The sequence below is a fragment of the Aeromonas sp. 9A genome (genome assembly GCF_963900955.1).
GTDB lineage: Bacteria > Pseudomonadota > Gammaproteobacteria > Enterobacterales > Aeromonadaceae > Aeromonas > Aeromonas salmonicida.
On the sequence record NZ_CAWRFG010000001.1, the window covers coordinates 2,047,103 to 2,069,829 of the forward strand.

Annotated in this window: 15 protein-coding genes; 10 read left to right on the top strand and 5 right to left on the bottom strand. The window is 59.2% G+C overall.

Translation table 11 applies throughout. From position 1 onward, the window contains the following. Window positions 1–12: 12 nt before the first annotated feature. Window positions 13–798, bottom strand: coding sequence for a pyruvate formate lyase 1-activating protein (pflA, locus tag AACX78_RS09695; RefSeq protein ID WP_059168524.1), 786 nt, complete (start codon window positions 796–798; stop codon window positions 13–15). Window positions 799–863: 65 nt separating this feature from the next. After that, window positions 864–3,803: a sensor domain-containing phosphodiesterase gene (locus AACX78_RS09700; RefSeq protein WP_201302823.1), complete on the bottom strand. Its 2,940-nt coding sequence runs from the start codon at window positions 3,801–3,803 to the stop codon at window positions 864–866. Between the two features lie 134 nt (window positions 3,804–3,937). On the opposite strand from AACX78_RS09700, the gene AACX78_RS09705 reads away from it, so the two are divergent. From AACX78_RS09705 to pbpC, 3 genes are all read left to right on the top strand, one after another. Beyond that, on the top strand, window positions 3,938–5,626 hold the full coding sequence (locus AACX78_RS09705) for an FAD-dependent oxidoreductase (protein ID WP_159166067.1): 1,689 nt from the start codon (window positions 3,938–3,940) through the stop codon (window positions 5,624–5,626). Window positions 5,627–5,796: 170 nt separating this feature from the next. Continuing rightward, window positions 5,797–10,686 carry an alpha-2-macroglobulin family protein gene (locus AACX78_RS09710; protein ID WP_236556311.1) on the top strand — a complete coding sequence of 1,630 codons (4,890 nt, stop codon included), beginning with the start codon at window positions 5,797–5,799 and terminating at the stop codon, window positions 10,684–10,686. A 7-nt stretch (window positions 10,687–10,693) separates the two neighbouring features. Further along, complete coding sequence (gene pbpC, locus AACX78_RS09715) at window positions 10,694–13,072, top strand: penicillin-binding protein 1C (RefSeq protein ID WP_407704445.1); 2,379 nt, start codon at window positions 10,694–10,696, stop codon at window positions 13,070–13,072. Window positions 13,073–13,475: 403 nt separating this feature from the next. Here pbpC and AACX78_RS09720 read toward each other — a convergent pair whose 3' ends face one another. Beyond that, complete coding sequence (locus AACX78_RS09720; protein WP_159166069.1) at window positions 13,476–14,441, bottom strand: hypothetical protein; 966 nt, start codon at window positions 14,439–14,441, stop codon at window positions 13,476–13,478. A gap of 177 nt (window positions 14,442–14,618) precedes the next feature. Between AACX78_RS09720 and thiI the strand changes: the two genes are divergently transcribed. Continuing rightward, window positions 14,619–16,067: a tRNA uracil 4-sulfurtransferase ThiI gene (gene thiI, locus AACX78_RS09725; protein WP_159166070.1), complete on the top strand. Its 1,449-nt coding sequence runs from the start codon at window positions 14,619–14,621 to the stop codon at window positions 16,065–16,067. A gap of 99 nt (window positions 16,068–16,166) precedes the next feature. Here the strand turns inward: thiI and AACX78_RS09730 are convergent, their stop codons facing one another. After that, window positions 16,167–16,559 carry a hypothetical protein gene (locus AACX78_RS09730; RefSeq protein WP_021138553.1) on the bottom strand — a complete coding sequence of 131 codons (393 nt, stop codon included), beginning with the start codon at window positions 16,557–16,559 and terminating at the stop codon, window positions 16,167–16,169. Between the two features lie 103 nt (window positions 16,560–16,662). Continuing rightward, window positions 16,663–17,295 (bottom strand): trimeric intracellular cation channel family protein, encoded by a 633-nt coding sequence (locus AACX78_RS09735; RefSeq protein WP_005310300.1) that lies wholly within the window; start codon window positions 17,293–17,295, stop codon window positions 16,663–16,665. A gap of 401 nt (window positions 17,296–17,696) precedes the next feature. Between AACX78_RS09735 and flaA the strand changes: the two genes are divergently transcribed. The 6 genes from flaA to AACX78_RS09765 all read left to right on the top strand — a co-directional run bounded on the left by flaA (window position 17,697) and on the right by AACX78_RS09765 (window position 22,726). After that, entirely contained in the window at window positions 17,697–18,608 is a 912-nt protein-coding gene (gene flaA, locus AACX78_RS09740) for a flagellin A (RefSeq protein ID WP_096118487.1), read from the top strand. A 582-nt stretch (window positions 18,609–19,190) separates the two neighbouring features. Continuing rightward, window positions 19,191–20,096 (top strand): flagellin B, encoded by a 906-nt coding sequence (gene flaB, locus AACX78_RS09745; RefSeq protein ID WP_159166071.1) that lies wholly within the window; start codon window positions 19,191–19,193, stop codon window positions 20,094–20,096. Between the two features lie 34 nt (window positions 20,097–20,130). Then, window positions 20,131–20,571: a flagellar protein FlaG gene (locus tag AACX78_RS09750; RefSeq protein ID WP_034523542.1), complete on the top strand. Its 441-nt coding sequence runs from the start codon at window positions 20,131–20,133 to the stop codon at window positions 20,569–20,571. 27 nt (window positions 20,572–20,598) lie between these two features. After that, window positions 20,599–21,990: a flagellar filament capping protein FliD gene (gene fliD, locus AACX78_RS09755; protein ID WP_159166072.1), complete on the top strand. Its 1,392-nt coding sequence runs from the start codon at window positions 20,599–20,601 to the stop codon at window positions 21,988–21,990. 17 nt (window positions 21,991–22,007) lie between these two features. Further along, on the top strand, window positions 22,008–22,430 hold the full coding sequence (gene fliS, locus AACX78_RS09760) for a flagellar export chaperone FliS (protein WP_125607838.1): 423 nt from the start codon (window positions 22,008–22,010) through the stop codon (window positions 22,428–22,430). Between the two features lie 23 nt (window positions 22,431–22,453). Beyond that, window positions 22,454–22,726, top strand: coding sequence for a hypothetical protein (locus AACX78_RS09765; protein WP_236556312.1), 273 nt, complete (start codon window positions 22,454–22,456; stop codon window positions 22,724–22,726). Window position 22,727 lies beyond the last annotated feature (1 nt).

Sequence of the window (22,727 nt, forward strand, 5' to 3'; positions counted from 1 at the left end):
CCTGATAAGGCATCAGTATTTGACGTTGTTGTGGTACTTGGCGAGTATGCCCTGAACTCTGTCCATGGTCTCCTTGCTGGGGGGCTTGATCCCGGTCAGATCATAGTTTTCACCCAGAACGTCCCACTTGTGCTTGCCCAGCTCGTGATAGGGCAGCAGTTCCACCTTCTCGACACTATCCCCCAGTTCGGCAATGAACTGGCCCAGTCCCTCTGCGCTCTCGTCATCGTCCGACCAGGTCGGCACCACCACGTAGCGTATCCACATTGTCTTGCCTTTGGCGGCGAGATAACGGGCGAACTCCAGGGTGTACTTGTTGCTGACGTGGGTCAGGGGAATGTGTTTTTCGTCATTGATCTGCTTGATGTCGAGCAGCACCAGATCCGTGTTGTCGAGCACCTTGTCGAGCTGTTCGTCGTAGTGACGCACAAAGCCGTTGGTATCGAGGCAGGTGTGAACACCCTTCTCCTTGCAGGCGGCAAACAGTTCGGCGATAAAATTTTGTTGCAACATGGCTTCGCCACCGGAGGCGGTAACTCCGCCACCCGAGGCATTCATGAAGTGGCGATAGCTGGTGATGTCGCTCATCAACTCCGGCACTGTCACTTCGCGGCCACCCTGGGTATCCCAGGTATCCCGATTGTGGCAGTACTTGCAGCGCATCAGACAGCCTTGCATGAATACGATAAACCGTATTCCGGGGCCATCAACGGTGCCGCAGGTTTCAACGGAATGGATCCGGCCAATGACACCGGATGCACTGGTTTCAACGGCAGGGATCTGATTACTGACAGACATAGACGACTCCAACGATTCGAGCAGGCCGTGATTTTATTACATAAATCCCTATAAATCCTACCTGTTTAGCCCGACTGGGCCGCGCCGAGCAGGCTCTCCAGGGCTTTTACCGTCAGCGGTCGACTGGTCAGGAAGCCTTGATAATGCTGGCATCCCAAGGTTTTGAGGATGGCGAGCTGCTCCTCATCTTCCACCCCTTCGGCGGTGACGGTAAAGCGGAAAACCTTGGCCAGATCCAGGATGGCCTTGACGATGGCCTTGTCCTGTTCGCTGTGAACCAGGGTTTGAATGAAGCTTCGGTCGAGCTTCACTTCGTCCGCCGGCAGATCCCGCAGATAGGCCAGCGACGAGTAGCCGGTGCCGAAATCATCGATGGAGAGCAGTATGCCGAGATCCTTGAGTTGCCGCATGCGGGCTATGCTCTCCAGCCGGTTTTCCAGCACCACGGATTCGGTCACTTCCAGCAGCAGGCGGGAAGGGGGCACGCCTGTGTCGCGCAGTATGTACTCCACTTGCTGCACGAAGCCTGCGGTGTGGAACTGGCGGGCGCTGACGTTGACCGACAGATGGGGAATGGCAAAGCCGCGATTGAGCCAGAAGCTGTACTGGGCGCAGGCGGTCTTCATCACCCAGTAGCCGATGTCCTGGATGAGGCTGGTCTCTTCGGCGATGGGAATGAACTCGGCCGGTGGCACCATGGTGCCGTCGCTGCGCTGCCAGCGCAGCAGTGCCTCTATGCCGGACAAGCTGCCATTGTCGACCCTGTATTGCGGCTGATAGTGCAGTTGCAACTCATGGTGGCGCAGGGCATCGCGCAGCTGGTTGTTGATGGTGAGCTTGCTCTTCTCTTTCTCGGCCATGGCCTCGCTGAAGAAGACATAGTTGCCCTGACCGGCCCGCTTGGCCATGTGGGTGGCGGTGTCGGCCTGCTGCATCAGCACCAGATGATCCTGGTCTTCGCTGGAAAACAGGCTGATCCCCACAGATGCACTGCAATGGAGTTTGTGATCCTCGATGTCGAACGGGGTGCGAAACAGCCCCATCAGCTCGCGGGCGAAGTGCTCGGCCAGGATCTTGGCAGTGACATAACCCTGACCCAGGGCGGTGAACAGCAGGGCGAATTCATCCCCCGAGATGCGGGCCAGCACCAGGTTGTCCTGGGGCAGTCCCTTGAGCCGCTCGACCACGGCTTGCAGCAGCTGATCGCCACAGGCATGGCCGAGGGAGTCGTTGATCGACTTGAAGTTGTCCAGATCCACCAGCAGCAAGGCGCCCCATTGACCGTTCGGTGCCTGCAGGGTGCATTGCATTATGTTGTTGAGGCTGCGCCTGTTGTAGAGGCCGCACAGATCGTCGTAATAGGCGAGCTGCTCTATGTGGCGGGCGGCGTCTTTTTCCTTGGTGATGTCGTAGAAGCTGCAGACGTAGTGACTGAATTCGCCGAGCTCATCCTTGACCCCGCTCACCATGAGACGCACCGGGAACAGATGCCCATCCTTGTGCAGGCAGCGCTCCTCGCCCATCCAGAACTCCTGCTCATCGATGGCCCGTCTGACATCCTCTTTCAGGTGATCGCCATAATAGGTCGGTCGAAGCCTGACAATATGCTGGCCGATCATCTCATCGTTGCCAAACCCCGTGATGCGGCCAAAGGAGTGATTGACCTTGAGAATGATCCCCTGGTGATCCATGACCAGCAGGCCGTCGTGGGTGTTGAAGGCCACTTCTGCCAGGCGCAGGGCATCGTCGGCGGCGAGCCGCTGCAATTCAATGGCGGCCCGTTCGTGCTGACTGCTGAGGGCATCGAGCAAGGGCATGGGGTCGGCTAGCGGCGTGTCGAGCAGCAAGGTGAGCTGTCCCATGGGGGCGCCGCTCGGACCGTGCAACGGCACACCGACATAGGCCTTGGCATTGAGGGCCAGCAGTTGGGTGGCCAAGGGATAACGCAGGGGCAGGTCTTCCACATAGAGGGCCTGACCGTGCTGGAACAACTCCTGGGCGGGGCCGGGATCCAGTTGTATGGGTTTGAGGATGGAGAAGGTTTCTCCTTCCAGCACGCAGCGCGGAATGATCCAGAGCTCCTGGCCTCGCGGCTGGTATTCGCCGACCCAGCCGATGCGGGCACCACTGATGGTGACGGCCCAGTTTACCAACGCACGGCAATAAGCGATGCCGGTCAACAGAGTCAGCTCGCCGGGCAAGGCCAGCACAGGATTGATGAGGGGTTCAGGCTCTGGCTGCCAGTGGCCGAGCAATTGGGCGCTGTGGCGCACCAGTTGCAACATCTCTTCGCTCAGCACGGTGGCGCTGAGGTACTCAAGGCTCAGCACGCCGATGAGTTTTTCCTGCTCCAGCAGGGCGCCATCGAGGCGCGAGCTCACCCCCGCATTGGCCAGATAGTAGTGCTGGCTCAACATGGGCTGGTGGGCCGCCTCGGAAAAACTCAAGGATTTGCGGGTGCGCAAGGCGCGAATGTAGCGACTGTCACCGCGAATGGCCGAAAGCCCCTCGGCGCCGAGGGCAAAGACTGGGGTCAGCTGTTCGCTGCCGAGGGAGCCATTGGCTTGATAGTGCCAGAGGATCAGGCGATCGGCCCCCAGGCTCTCCTTGAGGGCTTCCAGCATGGCGACGAACTGTTGCTGGCTGGCCATCTGGCTCAGGCGTGGCAGCTGCAAGGCGAGATCGGCGATGGGCTCCTGGCGCTGGGTCTGCAGGCAGATGAGCCAGAAGGCATCCTGTTCATGGGAGAGAGCGATATGCCACTGCTGTCCGGCGAAGCGCAGCATCAGCTTGCCCCCCTGACCCTTGGCAAGGGCTTGCTCTATGGGCAGTCGCAGGGCATCCGGCAGTTGGGCCGGCCAGGCACTTCTCGGTTCATCCAGCCAATGAAGCGGGGTTTGCATCACATCGGTCAGGGCGACCAGCCGCTGGCTGCGCACATCCAGACGAAAGAACAGCGGTGTCTGGCTGGCAGGGGGAAGGTGACTGAGCGCGGTAGACGACATGAACTGATAACATCCTGTTGAACAACTGTCGGGTGGCAAGAATACTGCAAAATCGGTGCAAACAAAATTTCATTGAAATCTAAATTAGAAATCGCTAATTTAATGGCAATTTGTTGTTCACCGGAGTCTTGCTGATGAAACGGATCCTGATTGTAGGCGGTGTGGCTGGCGGCGCCTCTGCGGCGGCCAGAGCTCGCCGTCTGAGCGAAGAGGCCGAGATAGTGGTATTCGAGCGTGGCGAGTTTGTCAGCTTCGCCAACTGCGGTCTGCCTTACCACATAGGGGGTGACATACAGGATCGGGATGCCCTGCTGTTGCAGACGCCCCAGAGCTTCAAGCGCCGTTTCAATGTGGATGTGCGAGTCTTTCACGATGTGATCGAGATAGACAAGGCTGGCAAGACACTGCTGGTGCGTCATCTGCAAACCGGTGAAGAGCGGCGAGAGCCTTACGATCAACTGCTGCTGAGCCCGGGGGCCGCGCCAATCCGTCCTCCGTTCCCCGGCATCGACAGCCCGCATGTTTATACCCTGCGCAATATCCCTGACATGGATCGCATCCTTGCTGCTCTGCAGCATGATCATCCGCGCCATGTCACTGTGGTCGGTGGCGGCTTTATCGGGTTGGAGATGATGGAGGCACTGCATCAGCGCAAGCTGGAGGTCACCTTGCTGGAGCTCTCCGATCAGGTGATGGCGCCGGTCGATAAAGAGATGGCCAATATGCTCCACGCCCGCATCCGGGAAGAGGGCATAGATCTGCGGCTGCGCACCGGTCTTGCCGCCATCGAAAGTCTGGATGTGCTGGCGGAGAAAACCGCCGCCGTGGCGAGCGCCACGCGCAGTGGCTTGCGTCTGACCCTGAGTGATGGCTCACATCTTGAAACCGGTCTGTTGATCCTGGCCATCGGCGTCAAGCCAGAAACCCTGCTCGCCGCAAAAGCGGGGCTGGAGTTGGGCCCGCGCGGCGGCATCAAGGTAGATGCCGGCATGCGCACCTCGGATCCCTTCATCCATGCGGTGGGGGATGCGGTGGAAGAGACAGATTTTGTGACCAGCGAATCCGTGCTGATCCCCCTGGCGGGGCCTGCCAACCGGCAAGGGCGCATCGCCGCCGACAACATGCTGGGGCGGGCCGAAACCTACAAGAAGACCCAGGGCACAGCCATCTGCAAGCTGTTCGATCTGGCGGTGGCCAGCACGGGTCTCAACGAGAAGCGCCTGGTACAACTGGGCCTGCCGTTCGAGAAGGCTTATGTGCATCCGGGCAGCCACGCCAGTTACTACCCGGGCGCCCATCCGGTCAGCCTCAAGCTGCTGTTCGCCCCCGATGGCAAGATCTACGGTGCCCAGGCCATCGGCAAGGATGGGGTCGACAAGCGCATCGACGTACTGGCGGTGGCCCAGCGCGCCGGGCTGACGGTGTTTGACTTGCAGGATCTGGAGCTCACCTATGCGCCGCCGTTCGGGTCGGCCAAGGATGTGATCAACATGGCGGGCTTTGTGGCGAGCAACCACTTGAAGGGGGATACCATCCTCTGTCACGCTGCCGAGGTGCAGGCCCGCCACCCCCATCAACAGGTGCTGGATGTGCGCAATGGCCCCGAACTCGACAAGCTGGGTCGCATCCCGGGTGCCCTGCACATTCCCCTTGATGAGCTGCGCGCTCGCCTCAATGAATTGCCCAGGGATAAAGAGCTGTTCATCAGCTGCCAGGTGGGCTTGCGTGGCCACGTGGCTTGCCGCCTGCTCAGCCAGCACGGCTTCAAGGTGAAAAACCTCTCTGGTGGTTTTAAAACCTGGCAGATGGCGGTGATGGACTAACCGACTCACCGCTGCCGTGAAACGCCGACCTCTGGGTCGGCTTTTTGTTATCTGTCTGGCGGTAATCTGTACTCGACATTTTGCAATGAGTTTTGTGTCAAGCGAGTCGGATGTCTTATCCTGTTGCCTATCGCGCTGCTATGGCAGCGATCCAATCCGGGATGGAACCTATGCGCCCTTTCGACCCTCGCCCTGCTGCCCACCAATGTGCCCATGCTTTCGTCTCACCACTTAGGCGCCGTTGGTCAGCCCTGTTGCTCACAGGGCTGACCAGTCTGCTCTTGGCCGGTTGCGGCCCAGACAAGCCAGCGGCAACCGCCGATCAAGCGCCCGCGGCCCGGCAAGTTGCGGGGGCGCCAGACACTGTGGTGCAGGCCAATGCCCGCCAGTATCGGGATGCACCGGCGCTGGCGCTGGTCTTCTCCGGCCCGCTGGCGCCCAAGTCCAATTGGCAAACCTGGCTCAGTGTGAGCGAGGGGGGCAAGCAGTTGCAGGGGGAGTGGGTCCTGGCCGAGGATGGCCGCACCCTCTACTTCCCGCAGGTAGCGCCTGACAAGCGTTACAAGGTGACCCTCAAGGCTGGGCTGGGGCCCGAGGCGCAGAGCTGGACCCTCAAGACTCGACCACTGGAGGCGGGAGCCTCCTTTGCAGCGAGCGGCATGGTACTGCCGCTGCGTCAGGAGTTGCGCCTGCCCATCAGCGCGGTCAACGTGGATGAGGTCAATATCGATTTCTTCCGGGTCGATGCCGAGTATCTGCCACGTTTTCTGGCCGAATACAGACCCGGCGCAGGCATGGGTAACTGGGAGCTGGAGCAGATCACCAGCCGCGCCAAGCGGGTGTTCAGCGGCCGTTACGCCCTTGAGCTGGATCCCAATCGCCGCGAGACCCGCCTCATCAACGTCAAGGAGCCGCAGCTGGCCGAGGCCGGCGTCTACTTTGCGGTCATGTCGCCCCTGGGCAACTACGACTGGCGCAAGGAGACCACCTATTTCGCGGTGAGCGACATGGGGCTCAGTGCCCGTCGCTATCGGGACCAGCTGGAGGTGTTTGTCAGCGCGCTCTCGAGCGCGGATCCCCTCAAGGAGGTACAACTCTCTTTGCTCGATGAGAAGGGCAACCGGCTGCAGGTGCAACATACCGATCTGCGGGGGCATCGCCGCTTCGATCAGGTGCAGGGTGCGCGCCTGCTGCTGGCCGAGCAGGGCAAGCATCTGGCTGTGCTGCGCCTCGATGGCGCCGCGCTGGATCTCTCCGCCTTTGAATTGGGCACCCAGCCCTGGCAGGCCCAGCAGCTTTATCTGTTCAGCGGGCGGGATATCTACCGCCCCGGCGAGCGGCTTGACAGTGAAATTTTGCTAAAAGGGCAGGATGGCCAGTTGCTGCCGGGCATGGCGGTGGAGCTGGAAGTGAAACAGCCGGATGGCCAGCTGCTGGAGCACAAACGTCTGCTGCCGGACAGCCTGGGCGCCGCCCATTATGGCCTGCGCCTGCCGGATGATGCGCCGCTCGGCCGCTGGACCATCACCCTGAAAACCGCCGCCGGCAGCCGCTTCGAGTGGCCCTTCCTGGTGGAAGAGTTCCTGCCGGAGCGGCTCAAGCTGCAACTTGGCAAGGGACCGGATGGTGAATTACTGAACCCGCAGGAGGCACTCACCTTGCCGTTGCAGGGGGATTATCTCTATGGCGCCCCGGCGAGTGCCACCAAGGCCAAGGCAGAGGTGAAGATAAGCCGCGCCACCATGCCCTTCACCCAGTGGCAGGAGTTTACGCTGGGGGATGTGCTGCTGACCGAGCAGGCCAGGGATCTGGAGCCTGTCACGCTCACCCTGGACCAGCAGGGGCATGGCGCATTTTCGCTGGTGGATCAACTTGCCAGCGTGGGGACCCTGGGGCCGCTGGAGGTGGCTTATCGTGTCTCTTTATCCGAGCCCGGTGGCAGGGCGGTCAATCGCAGCCGTACCCAGTACGGCTGGCCCACCGGTAGCCAGTGGCCTGCGCTCAAGGCCGATTTCGTGGCAGACAGAGTGGAGGGGGGCAAGACACTGCCTTTCCAGATCCTCAACCTCGATGAGCAGGGCCAGCCGGTGGCGGGCGAGGTGAAGGTGCGTCTGGTCAATGAATACCGTGACTACTACTGGCACTACGCCGATGGCGAAGGGTGGAAGTACGAGTTCAACAGTCAGCCCTATCTGGAGCAGGAGCAGACACTGCAACTGGATGGCAAGGGGCCGACTACCCTCAGCTTGCCCTTGGCGGCGGGCTGGTATCGGTTGGAGGTGGAGAACAGTCAGGGCCATCAGTCCAGTCTGCGGGTCGAGATCGGCAGTTACGCCTGGGGTGGCGGTGGTGAGCAGGCGCGGCCTGACAAGATTGCCATCACCCTCGATAAACGCGCCTATCAGGCGGGTGACAAGGCGAAAGTGACTCTGGTTGCACCCAGTGCGGGCAAGGGACTCTTGCTGGTGGAGGATGGTGACGGCCTGCGCTGGTGGCAGCGCATCGAGTTGCGAGCCGAAGGCGGTGGATTGGCAGAGGCGCGTGGCGAGTTCGAGATCCCCGTCAGCCCTGAGTGGCAGCGCCACGATCTGCATATCTCTGCCCAGATTGCCGCCCCTGACAGCGAATCAAAGCCGGTGAGCCAAAAGAGTGTGCAGAGCCTGCGCTCGGTCGGTTTGGTGCCGCTAGTGCTCGACCGGGAGGCCCGCCGCCTGCCGCTCACCTTGAGTGCGCCGGACAAGGCGGTGCCGCTCACTCGCCTCGAGGTGGCGGTGACCTCGACACCAAACAGTCAGGGCCGGGTTGTGCTGGCTGCGGTGGATAGGGGGGTGCTCAATATCAGCGACTACCAACCCCTCGATCCGTTCGAGATCTTCTTTGGCCGCAAGCGCTTCGCGCAAGACTTGTTCGACAACTACGGTCAGGTGATCCCGCCGCAGGATGGCAAGCTGGCTCGCCTCAACTACGGCGGTGATGCGCCGGCCCTGAAGAAGGGAGGTGCGCTGGAGAGCCGGGTCGAGGTGGCGGCGCTCTGGAGCGGCGAGGTGAGTTTTGACGAGAGTGGCAAGGCGGTAATCCCGCTTGATCTGCCCAACTTCAACGGCGAGCTGGCGCTGATGGCGCTGGCCTGGAACGAGCAGCAGGTGGGTCAGGCCGAGCGTGCCGTCAAAGTTGTGGCGCCGCTGGTGGCCGAGATAGGCTGGCCGCGTTTTGGGGCCAGAGGGGATCAGACCCGTGCCCTGGTGCAACTGCGTAACATGAGTGGTGAAGATCAGAGCCTGTCGCTGACCTGGACCCTGACCGGCGGCTTGCAGGCGGGCGGCGCGCTGCCCGAGACGCTGGCGCTTAAAAACGGCGAGGAGCAGTGGCTGACCCTGCCGCTCACAGTGACCGGGGCGAGCGGTGTGGCAAGCCTGCAACTGGCGGCGAGCGGCAAGGGGTTTGCGATAAGTCGCGACTGGTATCTGCCGCTGCGATCCCCCTGGCCCGCCCAGACGCGCCAGCGCTACCAGATGCTGACCCCAGGTCAGCAGATGAGCTTTGCCCAGAGCGAACTGGCCGGGCTGGATCCCGCCAATCTGCAGGGGCTGCTCAGCCTCTCAGGTACGCCCCCCTGGGATCCGGCCGGCCAGTGGCAAGCGCTTGCCCAGTACCCCTTCGCCTGTCTGGAGCAGACCCTGTCTCGCGCCTGGCCTTACTTGCTGACAACGGCTGATGAGCGTGCTGCCTGGTCAAACAATCTGCCAAACGTGGACAAGCCGGTGAGCGAGGCGGACCTGCAGCGCGCCCTGCTGCAACGGTTGCAACGACTGCAATTGCCCGGCGGCGGCTTTGGTCTGTGGGATGGCCGCTCCGATGAGGAGCAGTGGCTCACCGCCTATGCGGCCGACTACCTGCTGACAAGAAAAGAGGCCGGTGATGCCGTGCCCGAGGCGATGCTCAATCAGGCCATCAACCGTTTGCAGAGCTATCTCGGCGACAGCCAGTACGGCGAGCGCTGGAGCAGTGCCCCCGAACACAGCCGGCTGGCCTATCAGGCTTACAGTGCCTTCGTGCTGGCGCGAGTAGGCAAGGCGCCACTTTCCACTTTGCGCCTTATCTGGGAGCAGCAGGCGGATCATGCCCGCTCCGGTTTGCCGCTGTTGCACCTCTCGCTGGCGCTTTCCGCCATGGGGGATGAGCAGACGGCTGCCAAGGTTTTGACTCGGGCGCTGGCAACCCCGCGCGGCGATGACTATCTGGCTGATTACGGTTCGCCCCTGCGCGATGGGGCGTTGGAGCTGGCCCTGCTGCGCCAGCACAAGCTGGCCGAGGATCGCTGGCCCGAGTTCAGCGCCAAGGTGGCCGACACCCTGGCCCATCGCCAGTGGCTAAGCACTCAGGAGCGGCTGGCCCTGTTGCGGTTGGCACAGGTCGATCCTGCTGCTGACTGGCAGGCCAGGGTAGCGTCAATCAGTGGCGACCAGGCCGTTGCCGGTAAAAACAGTGTGCAGATCGGTGCCCCCGAGGCCCTGGCGGCCACTGGCGTCACCAACGAGGGCAAGGGATCCCTCTATGTGCAGCGCACCCTGGTAGGCTACCCGGAGCAGGCGCCCACGCGCATCAGCCAAGGCATGAGCGTGACCCGCAGCTGGTTCAATGCCGATGGTAAGCGCTTTGATCCTGCCAAGGTCAAGGTGGGCGATTTGGTGGTGGTGCGGCTCAATGTGAGCAGCGAGCAGACGGTGCCCGATGCTTTGCTGGTGGAGATGCTGCCGGCGGGATTTGAGCTGGAAAACCCGGCCCTTGGCACCAGCATCAAGCTCGAGGAGCTCAGTATCGAGGGCAAGCCTGCGTGGCAGAGCGAATGGAACGACTACCTCAAACATCAGGAGTTTAGAGACGATCGTTACACGGCCGCGCTGGATCTGAGCGAGGGGGGCAATCAGCAACTGGTCTATCTGATGCGGGCAGTGACCCCGGGTCGCTATCAGGTGCCGCCGACCCAGGTGGAAGACATGTATCGACCCGAACTGCGGGCGGTGGGCCAGGATATCCATGAGGTGACCATTTCTGAGTAATTCGCCTTTGCAGGACGAGGCGCGTCCGGCCGGTTTTTGGTCGCGTGCTCGCCAGTGGTTGCATCAGGGCAGGCTTGCTTTGCCAGGTTTGCCTCGCTGGCTGCGGCTGACGGGGTTGGGTGTGGGGGCTCTCATTCTGGTGTTGCTGGTGCTGGATCGCGCCTTCCCGCCACCACCGCTGGATCCCGCCTATGCGCGGGTGGTGCTCGATATGAAGGGGCGCCCCCTGCGCGCCTTTGCCGATACCAGCGGGGTGTGGCGTTACCCCGTGACCCTGGCGCAGGTCTCTCCCCGTTACATAGAGGCATTGCTCGGCTACGAGGATCGCCACTTCTGGCGCCATCCCGGGGTCAACCCTGTGGCCATGGTGCGCGGGGTCTGGCAGTGGCTGCGTTACGGGCGGGCGGTATCGGGGGGCTCGACCCTTACCATGCAGGTGGCCCGCCTGATCGAGCCCTATCACAGGAGCGTACCCGGCAAGCTGCGCCAGATGGCGCGGGCGCTGCAACTTGAGTGGCACTACGACAAGCGCACCCTGCTCACCGTTTATCTCAACCGTGCCCCCTTTGGTGGCAATCTGGAAGGAGTACAGGCGGCCAGCTTTGCCTATCTGGGCAAGAGTGCGGCCAAGCTCACTCATGCGGAGGCGGCCCTGCTGGCGGTGCTGCCGCAGGCCCCCAGTCGTTACCGACCCGATCGCCATCCGGATCGCGCCCGCGCCGCCCGTGACAAGGTGATGCAGCGGCTGGTCAAACAGGGAGCCTGGCCAGATGCCGTGTGGCGTGAAGGGCGAATAGAACCTGTGCTGGCGCGCGGTCACTTCACTCCCATGGAGGCGCCGCTGTTTGCCCGTCTCGCCGCTGACAGCCAGCCGGGCGCCCTGGTTCATACCACCATAGACGGCGATCTGCAGCGCTGGCTGGAGGCGCGAGTGGCGAGTTATATACGTCGTTTCCCGGAACAGACCTCCGCCGCCCTGCTGCTGGTGGATAACCAGACCATGGCGGTGCGCGCCTACGTGGGCAGCGCCGAGTATGGCAATCTGCGCCGTCATGGCTACCTCGACATGGTGCAGGCGATCCGCTCACCCGGCTCCACCCTCAAGCCGTTTATCTATGGTCTGGCCCTCGATGCCGGGCTGGTTCATTCGGCCTCCCTGCTCTCCGATGCCCCCAGGTTGGGGTCGGACTATCGACCCGCCAATTTTACCGGCGCCTTTCAGGGGCCTGTCACCCTGACCCGGGCGTTGCAGCAATCCCTCAACGTCCCCGCCGTGCAGGTACTGGAGGCCCTGGGGCCCGATACTCTGGTCAATCGACTGGATAACGCCGGGGTCAGGCTGGCCCTCTCCGACAAGCCCAATCCGGCCATTGCGCTGGGGGCGGCCGGCGTCAGGCTGGAACAGCTGGTGGCGCTCTATAGCTCCCTCACCCGGCAGGGACAGGTGGCGATGCCGGTCTGGCTGGCGGGACAAAAGGCGGTCTCGCGCCCCTTGCTGAGCCCTGGGGCCGCCTGGATCACCTGGCAAATTTTAAGCTCGCAGGGGCGGGCTGATCAGCCCTTTGCCAGCGAGGCGACCGGCCGGGTCAACCGGCTGGCCTGGAAGACGGGTACCAGCTATGGCTATCGGGACAGCTGGGCGCTGGGAGTCTCCGGCCGCTGGACCCTGGGGGTCTGGTTGGGGCGACCCGATGGCACCCCCTTGCCCGGTTTTTATGGCCAGAGCGCGGCTGTGCCGCTGCTGCTCTCCGTCTATTCGCGACTGGGGGACAACAGCCCCCTGCCAGCGCAACCCAATACGGTGAGCGAGGCCGAGATCTGCTGGCCACTGGGGCGGCGGGTGAGTGCCACCCTGCCTGAGGCCTGCTTGCAGCATCAGAGCGCCTGGCTGCTGGATGAGCAGGATCCCCCTACCTTGCCAGACCCCATGGATTGGCCTTCCCCCTTGCGCCAGGTGGCACTGACCAGTCAGGGCAAGCCGACGCTGACCCGTTGTGACGATGCCAGCCAATCTGTCTGGCGGGCGCTGTGGCCCTTGTCGCTGGAGCCCTGGCGCGCGCCAGGCGAGCGGCGCAAGGCGCTGCTCGCCAGCGGTTGTGAGGGAGAGGCACAGGAGGCGGATCTGCAGGCGCCGATTCGCATCGTCGCCTTGGGGGAGGGCAGCCTTATCCGTAGCCAGCGCTATCGCCTGCAACCCAGGGTGCTGGGTGGCGTGGGCAAGCCATTCTGGTTTCTCAATGGCCAACGTCTGCGCTGGGATGGGGATCAGGTATTGAGCAAGGCAGGCCGCTACCAGCTGGTGGTGGTCGACGAGGCGGGCAACAGCGATCGTGTCGAGTTTCGTGTGGTCCATCCCGATCACGATGCCAGTTTGCTTGCCCGTTGAGCTATATCGCCGCCTCTATGGCGCAGAGTTATTACCATTTGAAACATATTCATGTTTGAGAAGTGAAACCTGCCAACGCATAGTGTTGGGCTCTTTCAAATCCAATCAGGAGTTCCCATTGCTGCGTTCATTTTTCCCCCTGCTGGTGTTGATGCTCTCGGGCTGTGCCACGACAAATCATGGTGAGACCTCTGTTGCCCCGGAGCGCACTCGTTTCTATTCGCCTTTTGAACCGGGATCGGAGAGTTTTAGAGGCTGTCGTGATAATCCTTTTATTTGTCACCCGATGACGCAGATGCGCACTGCTGACCAATGATGGTAGTGGTGACGGGGAATATGTCGGTTGTGATGGAGGAGGCTGGGTTGGTAAGTGCCCCCCTGCCTTCATTGATTGCGGGGCTTGTCAGCCAGGCTGGCGCAGATGACCGAGGCGAGTAAAAAAATGCTGACTTTTGCGCTGGTGAAAGTGGCTCTTCTTGATGGGATGGAAGATGAGGTTGCTAGTCGGGTGGCTTGCCTTGAGCTGATGGATCATTGCCATGGCGGGCAATGAACAGCTGATCAGGGTGGTGAGCGGCAGGCTGTGAGTCGCTGGCCCCAGCAGCTGATTGAGCCCTTGCTGCGCCAGCTCGAAACGGGTCAGGGCTGCTGGCTCGGCATAGCCGCTGCCCAGCATGGTGAGCATGGCATCGAGGGCCTGATGGAACTCGGCCAGTTGCTGGCGAAAGCCGCTGCGGGCACGCAGTGCAATCAATTCATCGAAGGAGATTTCGCTAAGGTGAGTGGGCACTTGCAATGGTATCTCAAGGTGGAAGCAATCCTGGCCGCCCCGATTGTGGTAGCGGGATTCGAGCAGGTGCAGCAGCCTGTCCAGATAGTCGTGATCCGTGATGAGCGCCCCCTCATTGGCGAGTGACCACTCACGGGCGAGGCGCATGGAGAGCAGATTGGCAAAGCGCCGCGCCATCTTGATCCCCCCCTCATCCTGGCTGGCAAAGCCGTGGGCGAGGCAAAAGCCGTGCAGCCGCTCAAGACCGGCCTGGGTCGGGCAGAAGCAGTCGTGATTGGCGCTTTGACGCCAGCGAGTGATGAGTTCCCTGTTGCCAAATACTTTGTGGCGGGCAAAGTCGGGTGCGACAAGACCGCCGAGCTGACTCTCCAGCTGAGGGGTGATATCTGCAAAGAAAGCTGGCTCAGGCCGCTCTGCCAGCAGGTCGGTTCGCTGCTCCAGTGTACTTAGCAAAGTGGTGAGGCCGCTTTTCTCACTGATGGTGAAGACGAAGGCGAGCCGCTCCAGATAGAGCAGGGCAAACTTGAGCCAGAGCTCGTCACGTACCTCCATGCCGGGGTAGTAGATAAAAGTCTTCATCGGACCTTCTGTGTTGAAGCATCTTGCCAGGGCGCAGGTTCGGGAATATACGCAAGATTGCCGCCGGGCCGCAAACATTGAGTGGGAGAATATGAGTGAACGCTCAGCCTGTAGGCGCTGGCAACAAAGTTCTGATATAATGCGCGCCCTTAAATCAAGGCCACCCGAGTTGAAACCATGAAGTTCATTATCAAGCTGTTCCCGGAAATCACCATCAAGAGCAAGTCAGTGCGCCAGCGCTTCACCAAGATGTTGCAGGGCAACATTCGCAACGTGTTGCGCCGCTTCGACGAAGATGCCCGCGTACGGATGGATTGGGACAAGCTGGTAGTGAGCTCCCGCAACGATCAGTTCCACGCCCGGTATCTGGAAACCCTGGCCTGCATCCCGGGCATCCAGTACTTCCTCGAAGTGAAACTGAGCAACTTCACCGACCTGCATGACATCTTCGAGCAGACCCGCGCCGTCTGGGGCGATCGCCTGAAAGGCAAGACCTTCTGCGTGCGTGCCCGCCGCGTCGGCAAGCACGACTTCAGCTCGCTGGAGCTGGAGCGTTATGTGGGTGGTGGCCTCAACCAGCATTGTGAAACTGCCGGCGTACGTCTGAAAAAGCCTGACATCCAGGTCAACCTGGAAGTGGAAAACGACGAGCTTTATATCATCAGCGCCGTTCACCATGGCATGGGCGGCTTCCCCATGGCGACCCAGGAAGACGTGCTAAGCCTGCTCTCCGGCGGCTTTGACTCGGGCGTGGCCTCCTACCAGTTCATCAAGCGCGGCTGCCGGGTGCACTACTGCTTCTTCAATCTCGGCGGCGCCGCCCACGAGATCGGGGTCAAGCAGGTGGCCTACTACCTGTGGAGCAAGTTTGGTGCTTCCCATAAGGTACGTTTCACTGCCATCGATTTTGAACCCGTGGTCGCCGAGATCCTGGAGAAGGTGGATAACGGCCAGATGGGGGTAGTGCTCAAGCGCATGATGATGCGCGCCGCAGGTCAGGTGGCGGACTACTTCCAGATCCCGGCCCTGGTGACAGGGGAGTGCGTGGGTCAGGTCTCCAGCCAGACCCTCACCAACCTTAACGTCATCGATCGGGTGACCGACAAGGTGATCCTGCGCCCGCTCATCACCTGGGACAAGCCGGACATCATCAGCGAAGCCCGTCGTATTGGCACCCTGGAGTTTGCCGAGACAATGCCGGAGTATTGCGGCGTTATCTCCAAGAAGCCGACCGTGAAGGCCGAGCTTTCCCGTATCGAAGCGGAAGAGGCCAACTTCGACTTCGCCATCCTGGACAAGGTAGTGTCCGAGGCCCGTTACCTCGACATTCGCCGCATCGGTGAAGAGACTGCCGCCGAGGTTCAAGAGATAGAGACCACAGAAGTGCTGGCCGCTGACGAGGTGATCCTGGATATCCGCTCCAGTGATGAGCGCGACGAGAAACCCTTGGTGGTGGAAGGCCGTGACGTGCTGCACATCCCCTTCTTCAAGCTGGCCACCGCCTTTGGTGATCTGCCCAAAGAGCAGACCTATCTGCTCTACTGCGATCGCGGCGTGATGAGCAAGCTGCAGGCGCTCTACCTGAAAGAGAAGGGCTTTGACAACGTCAAGGTGTACCGCCCGTAATCAGGGGGTGACGTTTCGAATAAAAAATCCGGCCAATGAGCCGGATTTTTTATTTCACTGCGCATCACGCTCTGATGGCGCGTCGAGACAACGTGGGGATCAGGGGCAGGGGACAGGGGTAAAGGTTGACTCGCCCTGGCAACGCCAGCCCATTTCGGCCTGCTTCATCTGCCACAGGTTATTGCTGCGAAACAGGGTCAGGATATAAAGCATGTCACTCTTGTTGCCATCGAGGGCAACCGACAGCACCAGATCATTATCCAGTTGCTGTGCCTGGATGCGACTGGGTATGTCGCTATGGCCGACAAAACGCAGGGCCACTTCACGATAATCATTGACCCAGGTTTGCCGGGTCGTGCTTGCCTGACGGATCTGCTGGTTGAACTGCTGCACCGGAGTAGAAGCCAGTCGTCCAAACAGTACCTGTGTATCGGCGTGCGCCGTTGCCACATTCATCAGTAGCAGGGAAGTAATGAGCCCAAGTTTTTGCATGAGGGATTCCGGCTTACAACGACTGGATCCTATGACAACAGAAAAGCCCGCTTGGTTCAACGTAACGAGGCCGGGAGTGAGACTTGCTCCCCCGGCCCGAACATCAATGGCGTTGCAGCGAAAAGGTGGGCAGTGACAGGTGCCAGTAAATGGCAGCGACCCGCAGACCAAATACCCCCAGCATGCTGATCAGCATGGCGGTCACCCTGTCCACGTTGACCTCCAGTGCCAGGGTATAGAGGATGCCCCCCAGAATGCAGGCAGTGGCATAGATCTCCTTTTGCAGCACCATGGGCACCTCCCGTGCCAGCACATCGCGGATCATGCCGCCAGCCACACCCGTCATGGTCCCCATAATCACCGCAATCAGACCCGGAGTACCAAAGTTGAGTGCCTTCTGGGCACCGATCACGGTAAAGAGAGCCAGCCCGAAGGCATCCGCTACCGGCAACACATACCAGGGCATACGCTTGGGTAGCTTGACCATCCACATACCCACCAGCGCCGTGGCAATCACCACCCAGATATAGAGAGGGTCACGCACCCAGAATACGGGGGTGGCACCCAATATCATGTCGCGGATGGTGCCACCGCCAATGGCGGTTACTGCCGCCAGCACCATGACGCCGAAGGCATCCATCCTGAGCCGCCCTGCCACCAGGACGCCCGAAAACGCGAATACCGCAGTACCAAACATGTCGCTGATGTAAACAATCTGCTCAACCAGTGTCTGCATGGAGAACAACTCACGTCCAATTGTTGATGGGGGCGCGATTTTAGGGGGTGTGCAGGCTTCTGACCAATGATGGCCTGCAAAAATGAGAGCCAGCCCCAGTTTTTGCAGACGGGATGTGGGTGCGCGGATGCGCACTGACACCTTGCAGGTCAGGGCACTTGCTTTGCCATGGCCTTTGGCCTGTGCGGCATCCTTCTGATAAGGGGAACTTTTTGGATTTTTTCTCTTAAGTAAAACGGGAATGTGCCGATAAATAGGGTAAGCGGCGTTAATGCGATGAAGCGTTAAAAATAATGCTAAAGACATCGAAAAAGAGGCCGTTAAATAAGACGCATCGGACAGGAAAGACAATAAAGTTCGAGCAAATTAGATAGTAAATTTAATAGCTTAGGAGAATGGTTATGGCACTTTATATCAATACGAACGTTTCATCGCTTAACGCCCAGCGTAACCTGATGAACACCAACAAATCTCTGGATACTTCTTACACCCGTCTGGCATCTGGTCTGCGTATCAACAGCGCAAAAGACGATGCCGCAGGTCTGCAAATATCCAACCGTTTGACCTCCCAGATCAATGGACTGGACCAGGGTAACCGTAACGCCAACGATGGCATTTCCGTTGCCCAGACCGCAGAAGGTGCCATGGATGAAGTGACCTCCATGCTGCAACGGATGCGCACCCTTGCTCAGCAATCTGCCAACGGTTCCAACAACACCGATGACCGTACCGCTTTGCAGCAAGAGTACACTCAGCTGATGACTGAAATCGACCGGGTGGCAAAAGACACCACCTTTGGTGGACAGAACTTGCTCAGTGGTGGCTATGTGGGCTCCTTCCAGGTTGGTGCCGACGCAGGTCAGACCATCACCTTCCGGATGACCACTGCCTTTACCATCTCGGGCATGGCATCTGCCACCAGTGGCAGCGCAACGGTCACGACGACGGCATCCGGGGAGCCTTACCTGGTTACCAAAAACCCGGGAACTGCAGTCACCTCTGCCAGCATGTCGTCCATCCAGGCGGCCAGTTCAGCCCAGTCAGCCATGGCTAACCTGGACTACATGATCAAGGTGGTGGACAGCAAGCGTGCGGAATTGGGTGCGGTACAAAACCGTTTTGACTCAACCATCCGCAACCAGGCGAACATCTCCGAGAACGTCAGTGCCGCTCGTTCACGTATTCGTGACGCAGACTTTGCGACCGAAACGGCCAACCTGACCAAGCAAAATATTTTGCAACAGGCGGCATCCACCATACTGTCACAGGCAAACCAGCGTCCCCAGTCTGCACTCTCGCTGCTGCAGGGCTAACAAAAGAAAACAGGGCGGTTGTTCAGGCCGCCCTGGTCAAGAGATGGAACAAAGGGGTGTTCGGTTTGCACTCTGTTCTATCGGGAGAGAATCAATTCTCTATATTAGTAATGCCAAGTGTTGTACAGCTGTTCAGTTCTGTCATCCTTGGTCATATTCTCCTGAGCGTATGCTCATTTTAGGCCGGTTTTCCGGCCTCTTTTTATTGTGCCGTCAAATTGACGCCACTCGCCCATATCAAAGCACAAACCGTGCCAAAAGCAATCAACGCCTCTATCCGGCTCCTCGGCCAACTCTAGACCCCCTGGCTACTCTCCTGTCCTCTTCCCCTTTGCCGCCTGCCGGATAAAACTTGCCGCCTTCGGCAATTATTTTCCTAAAGCTTGTGTCCCTGCGGCCGTTAAATAAAGTGAAGCAATCGAGGGGTGTTCGGAATCCAACGCTTGCACTACTGCGGGTGGCCTGTTCGTTCAAACAGACACCCGCCAGAAGACACAGGATTGTTCAACCTGTTCTTCTAACGGTGGGACGTCGCTTTGTCGGCGCAACCCGCAGTCGCATGTTCTTCGGGAGAATATTTTTATGGCCATGTACATCAACACGAATACTTCATCACTGAACGCCCAGCGTAACCTGATGAACACCAACAAGTCCCTGGATACGTCCTATACCAGACTGGCCTCCGGTCTGCGTATCAACACCGCCAAGGACGATGCCGCCGGTCTGCAGATCTCCAACCGTTTGACCTCACAAGTCAATGGTCTGGATCAGGGTAACCGCAACGCCAACGATGGTATCTCGGTTGCACAAACCGCTGAAGGCGCCATGGATGAAGTCACCTCCATGTTGCAGCGTATGCGTACCCTGGCCCAGCAATCCGCCAACGGTTCCAACAACACTGACGACCGTACTGCACTGCAGCAAGAGTTCGATCAGCTGACCACCGAAATTGACCGCATCTCCAGCGATACCACCTTTGGTGGCCAGAAGCTGCTGGATGGCTCTTACAAAGGGTCCTTCCAGGTGGGTGCCGATGCCGGTCAGACCATCACCTTCAAGATGACATCCGCGTTCACCATCAGCGGTATTGCGTCATCGACCAAGGGGAGTGCTACCGTTGCCACGAGTGCTACCGGCGAGCCCTACACTGTGACCAAGGGCACCACGGCAGTGACCTCCAGCAGTGTGAGCAGCATCACCACTGCCAGTGCCGCCCAACTGGCCATGGCCAACCTTGATTTCATGATCAAGGCCGTTGATAGCAAACGGGCAGAGCTGGGTGCGGTGCAAAACCGGTTTGACTCGACCATTCGCAACCAGTCCAACGTCTCAGAAAACCTGAGTGCAGCACGCTCTCGTATTCGCGATGCCGACTTTGCGACTGAAACAGCCAACCTGACCAAGCAGAACATTCTGCAACAGGCGGCCTCCAGCATCCTGGCGCAAGCCAACCAAAGACCGCAGTCTGCCCTGTCCCTGCTGGGTTAACAGGCAGTGATGAGATAGAAAGAGGAGCGACGATATGGCCAATGACATTGGAATACCCTCATCGGTCACTCCTTCTTCTCTTCAGTCAAGTAGCAAGAGCGGCCAATCGGCCGCTCAAGTGCTATCTGGCACGACGGAAGAGCAGCGGGTGATGGCACAGGATGTGAAGAAGCAGCAAGAGGAGAAGGCGCAAGAGAAAGTCAGAAAACAGGATATTTCTGAGGTTGATATTGAAAAGGAGGTCCAAAACTTGCAAGAGTTCAGTAAGTTGCAAGGATGGACTGTCAATTTCAGTGTCGAAAAGGATCTCGAGCAGGTTGTCATCAAGGTGATGGATGCCCACACCAAGTCGATGATCCGTCAGATCCCGAGCGAAGAGTTGCTGGCCATCAGCAAACGGATCAAGGATCTGCGCGAAGGCGATGCGACCGGCGGAGGTTCCCGTGTCGGGCTGCTGCTCGATAACGAGATCTAATACGCAAGCATAACGAGGAGAGTGAGTATGACCACAGTAACTTCTGCCGGTGCCGGCTCGGGACTCGATCTTGAGTCTGTGATTGCTGCCAGTGTGGATGCCAAAAAGGCACAACTGCTGCAGCCAATTACCACCAAGAAGACCAATGCTCAAATCACTCTCTCAGGTGTTGGGCAACTGAAATCAGCCATCGCTTCCTTTGTGACCACGCTCAAGGCGATGTCCAAGGACGATGCATTCAACAAACGCGCCATCAACATTACTCAGGACAAGGACAATCCCGTACTCAAGGTGGAGAGTAAAACGGGGGCCTCCAACGGGCAGTACGACATCACAGTCAACAAATTGGCGAAGACCAGCAAGTTTGAAGGTGAATTTGACAAATCCACCGACCCTGTGATCACCCAGGATGGGAAACTGACCTTCAAGGCGGGCGACAAAACCTTTGATGTGGATGTCAAAGCGGGGGATACGCTGCAATCCATTCGCAAGCGTATCAATAATGATGGCGATAACTTTGGCCTCAGCGTCAACATCATGAACACGGCCAATGGCAAGTCCAAACTTGTTATCGACTCCGGTGTCAGTGGTACTGGCAAGGATTTGCAGATTACTGGCAACACCACTGAGTTGACTGACAACTTTGTCTCCAAGCTGACACAAAGCCAAACTGCTCAGGATGCCGAGATCACGGTGGACGGGAGCACACTGACCAGTGCAAGCAATACCTTTGATGGTACGATTCTCGGGCTCAAGGTAACAGTGTTGAGAGAGTCCGACAAAAATGCGGACAATACGCTCAAGTCCAACAAGGTGGATGTGACCACAGACAAGGCTGGCATCAAGGACATGGTCAAGAGCTTCATCGATGGCTACAACGCCCTGGTGAAGAAGAGCGGTGATCTTGGCAAGCGCAGTTCGATTGTTGCCGGGGTCAGTCAAAATGATGGGGGTGCCTTGGCCGGTGATGCCACTACCCGCGCCGTGATAAACATGATGAATGGGGCCATCACTGAGCCGTCCAAAAATTCCGCCACGTTTTCAAGTATCTTTCAGCTGGGTGTCAAGATGGACAACAAGGGGGTACTCTCCCTTGACTCTACAAAATTCGACGAAGCAGTTGACAAGAACTTCGACCAGGTCGTGGCCCTGTTTGGTGGCAAGGATGGCGTGGCTGGCAAGATGGCCGGACAGCTTGAAAGTTACTCCAAAACCGGTGGCTTGCTCGCCAAGCGGGAAGATAGCCTGAATTCGGATCTGCGTGATGTCAATCGCAAGCAGTCGGATGTTTCGGCCCAGCTGACCAAGTACGAAGAGACGCTGCGCGCCCGTTACGGGAGCCTGGACAGCATGCTGGCCAAGATGAACAAGTCTGCCTCATATTTGAACCTGCTCAACACCAAGAACAGTAATTCATAGTCAGGATCGGTGTTTCTATGTATCGGAAAAATATCAAAGCCTATACCACCCAGAGTCTGCAATCCGAGCTGGCAGTGGCCGACCCTTATCGTGTCATTCAGCTACTGATGCAGGGATGTCTCGAACGTCTTGCTCAGGCGCGTGGCGCGATTGAGCGTCGCGACTTTGAGCACAAGTCCCAGTCCATTTCCAAAACGATGGCCATCATCAACGGCCTGCAGGACTCGCTGGATCTCTCTTATGGCAAGGTGCCCGAGGACTTGTTCGCGCTTTATGATTACATGAAGGCCCGGATGATGGATGCCAGCCGGGATATGGATATCAGTGCGGTTGACGAGGTGATTAATCTGATGCTGACCGTAAAAAGCGGGTGGGATGCGATCCCCGTCGAAGAGCGTGACAAGGCGCTGGCACAGCAGAAAGTAGGCAGGGCGGAATGAACTGCAGCCCTCTGGTCGAATTGATGAAAACTGGCAACCAGCTGTTGGTTTTGCTTGAGCAGCGCCAGCTGCAGGCGGCTGACAAGCTGGTGGAGCCTTATCTCGGTGCGCTTGATGGTGTGTTTCAACACATTCCGTCGGATGCTGTGCTTGATGCTGAGCACCGTCAGGCATTGCAGCAGTTTCAAGCCATCCATGAGTGGGTGGGAAAAGAGAAACATCTTGCAGAAGAGGAGTTGCTGCAGTTTTCCAAGGCGGGTCGCGCCTCTGATCTTTACAAGCTGAATGCAGGTTAGG

Coding starts and splice junctions, on each gene's coding strand:
- AACX78_RS09700 (WP_201302823.1), bottom strand. CDS start 3,803: ATGTCGTCTACCGCGCTCAGTCACCTTCCCCCTGCCAGCCAGACACCG.
- AACX78_RS09730 (WP_021138553.1), bottom strand. CDS start 16,559: ATGCAAAAACTTGGGCTCATTACTTCCCTGCTACTGATGAATGTGGCA.
- fliD (WP_159166072.1), top strand. CDS start 20,599: ATGACCACAGTAACTTCTGCCGGTGCCGGCTCGGGACTCGATCTTGAG.
- fliS (WP_125607838.1), top strand. CDS start 22,008: ATGTATCGGAAAAATATCAAAGCCTATACCACCCAGAGTCTGCAATCC.
- AACX78_RS09710 (WP_236556311.1), top strand. CDS start 5,797: ATGCGCCCTTTCGACCCTCGCCCTGCTGCCCACCAATGTGCCCATGCT.
- AACX78_RS09765 (WP_236556312.1), top strand. CDS start 22,454: ATGAAAACTGGCAACCAGCTGTTGGTTTTGCTTGAGCAGCGCCAGCTG.
- thiI (WP_159166070.1), top strand. CDS start 14,619: ATGAAGTTCATTATCAAGCTGTTCCCGGAAATCACCATCAAGAGCAAG.
- flaA (WP_096118487.1), top strand. CDS start 17,697: ATGGCACTTTATATCAATACGAACGTTTCATCGCTTAACGCCCAGCGT.
- AACX78_RS09735 (WP_005310300.1), bottom strand. CDS start 17,295: ATGCAGACACTGGTTGAGCAGATTGTTTACATCAGCGACATGTTTGGT.
- AACX78_RS09705 (WP_159166067.1), top strand. CDS start 3,938: ATGAAACGGATCCTGATTGTAGGCGGTGTGGCTGGCGGCGCCTCTGCG.
- flaB (WP_159166071.1), top strand. CDS start 19,191: ATGGCCATGTACATCAACACGAATACTTCATCACTGAACGCCCAGCGT.
- AACX78_RS09750 (WP_034523542.1), top strand. CDS start 20,131: ATGGCCAATGACATTGGAATACCCTCATCGGTCACTCCTTCTTCTCTT.
- pflA (WP_059168524.1), bottom strand. CDS start 798: ATGTCTGTCAGTAATCAGATCCCTGCCGTTGAAACCAGTGCATCCGGT.
- AACX78_RS09720 (WP_159166069.1), bottom strand. CDS start 14,441: ATGAAGACTTTTATCTACTACCCCGGCATGGAGGTACGTGACGAGCTC.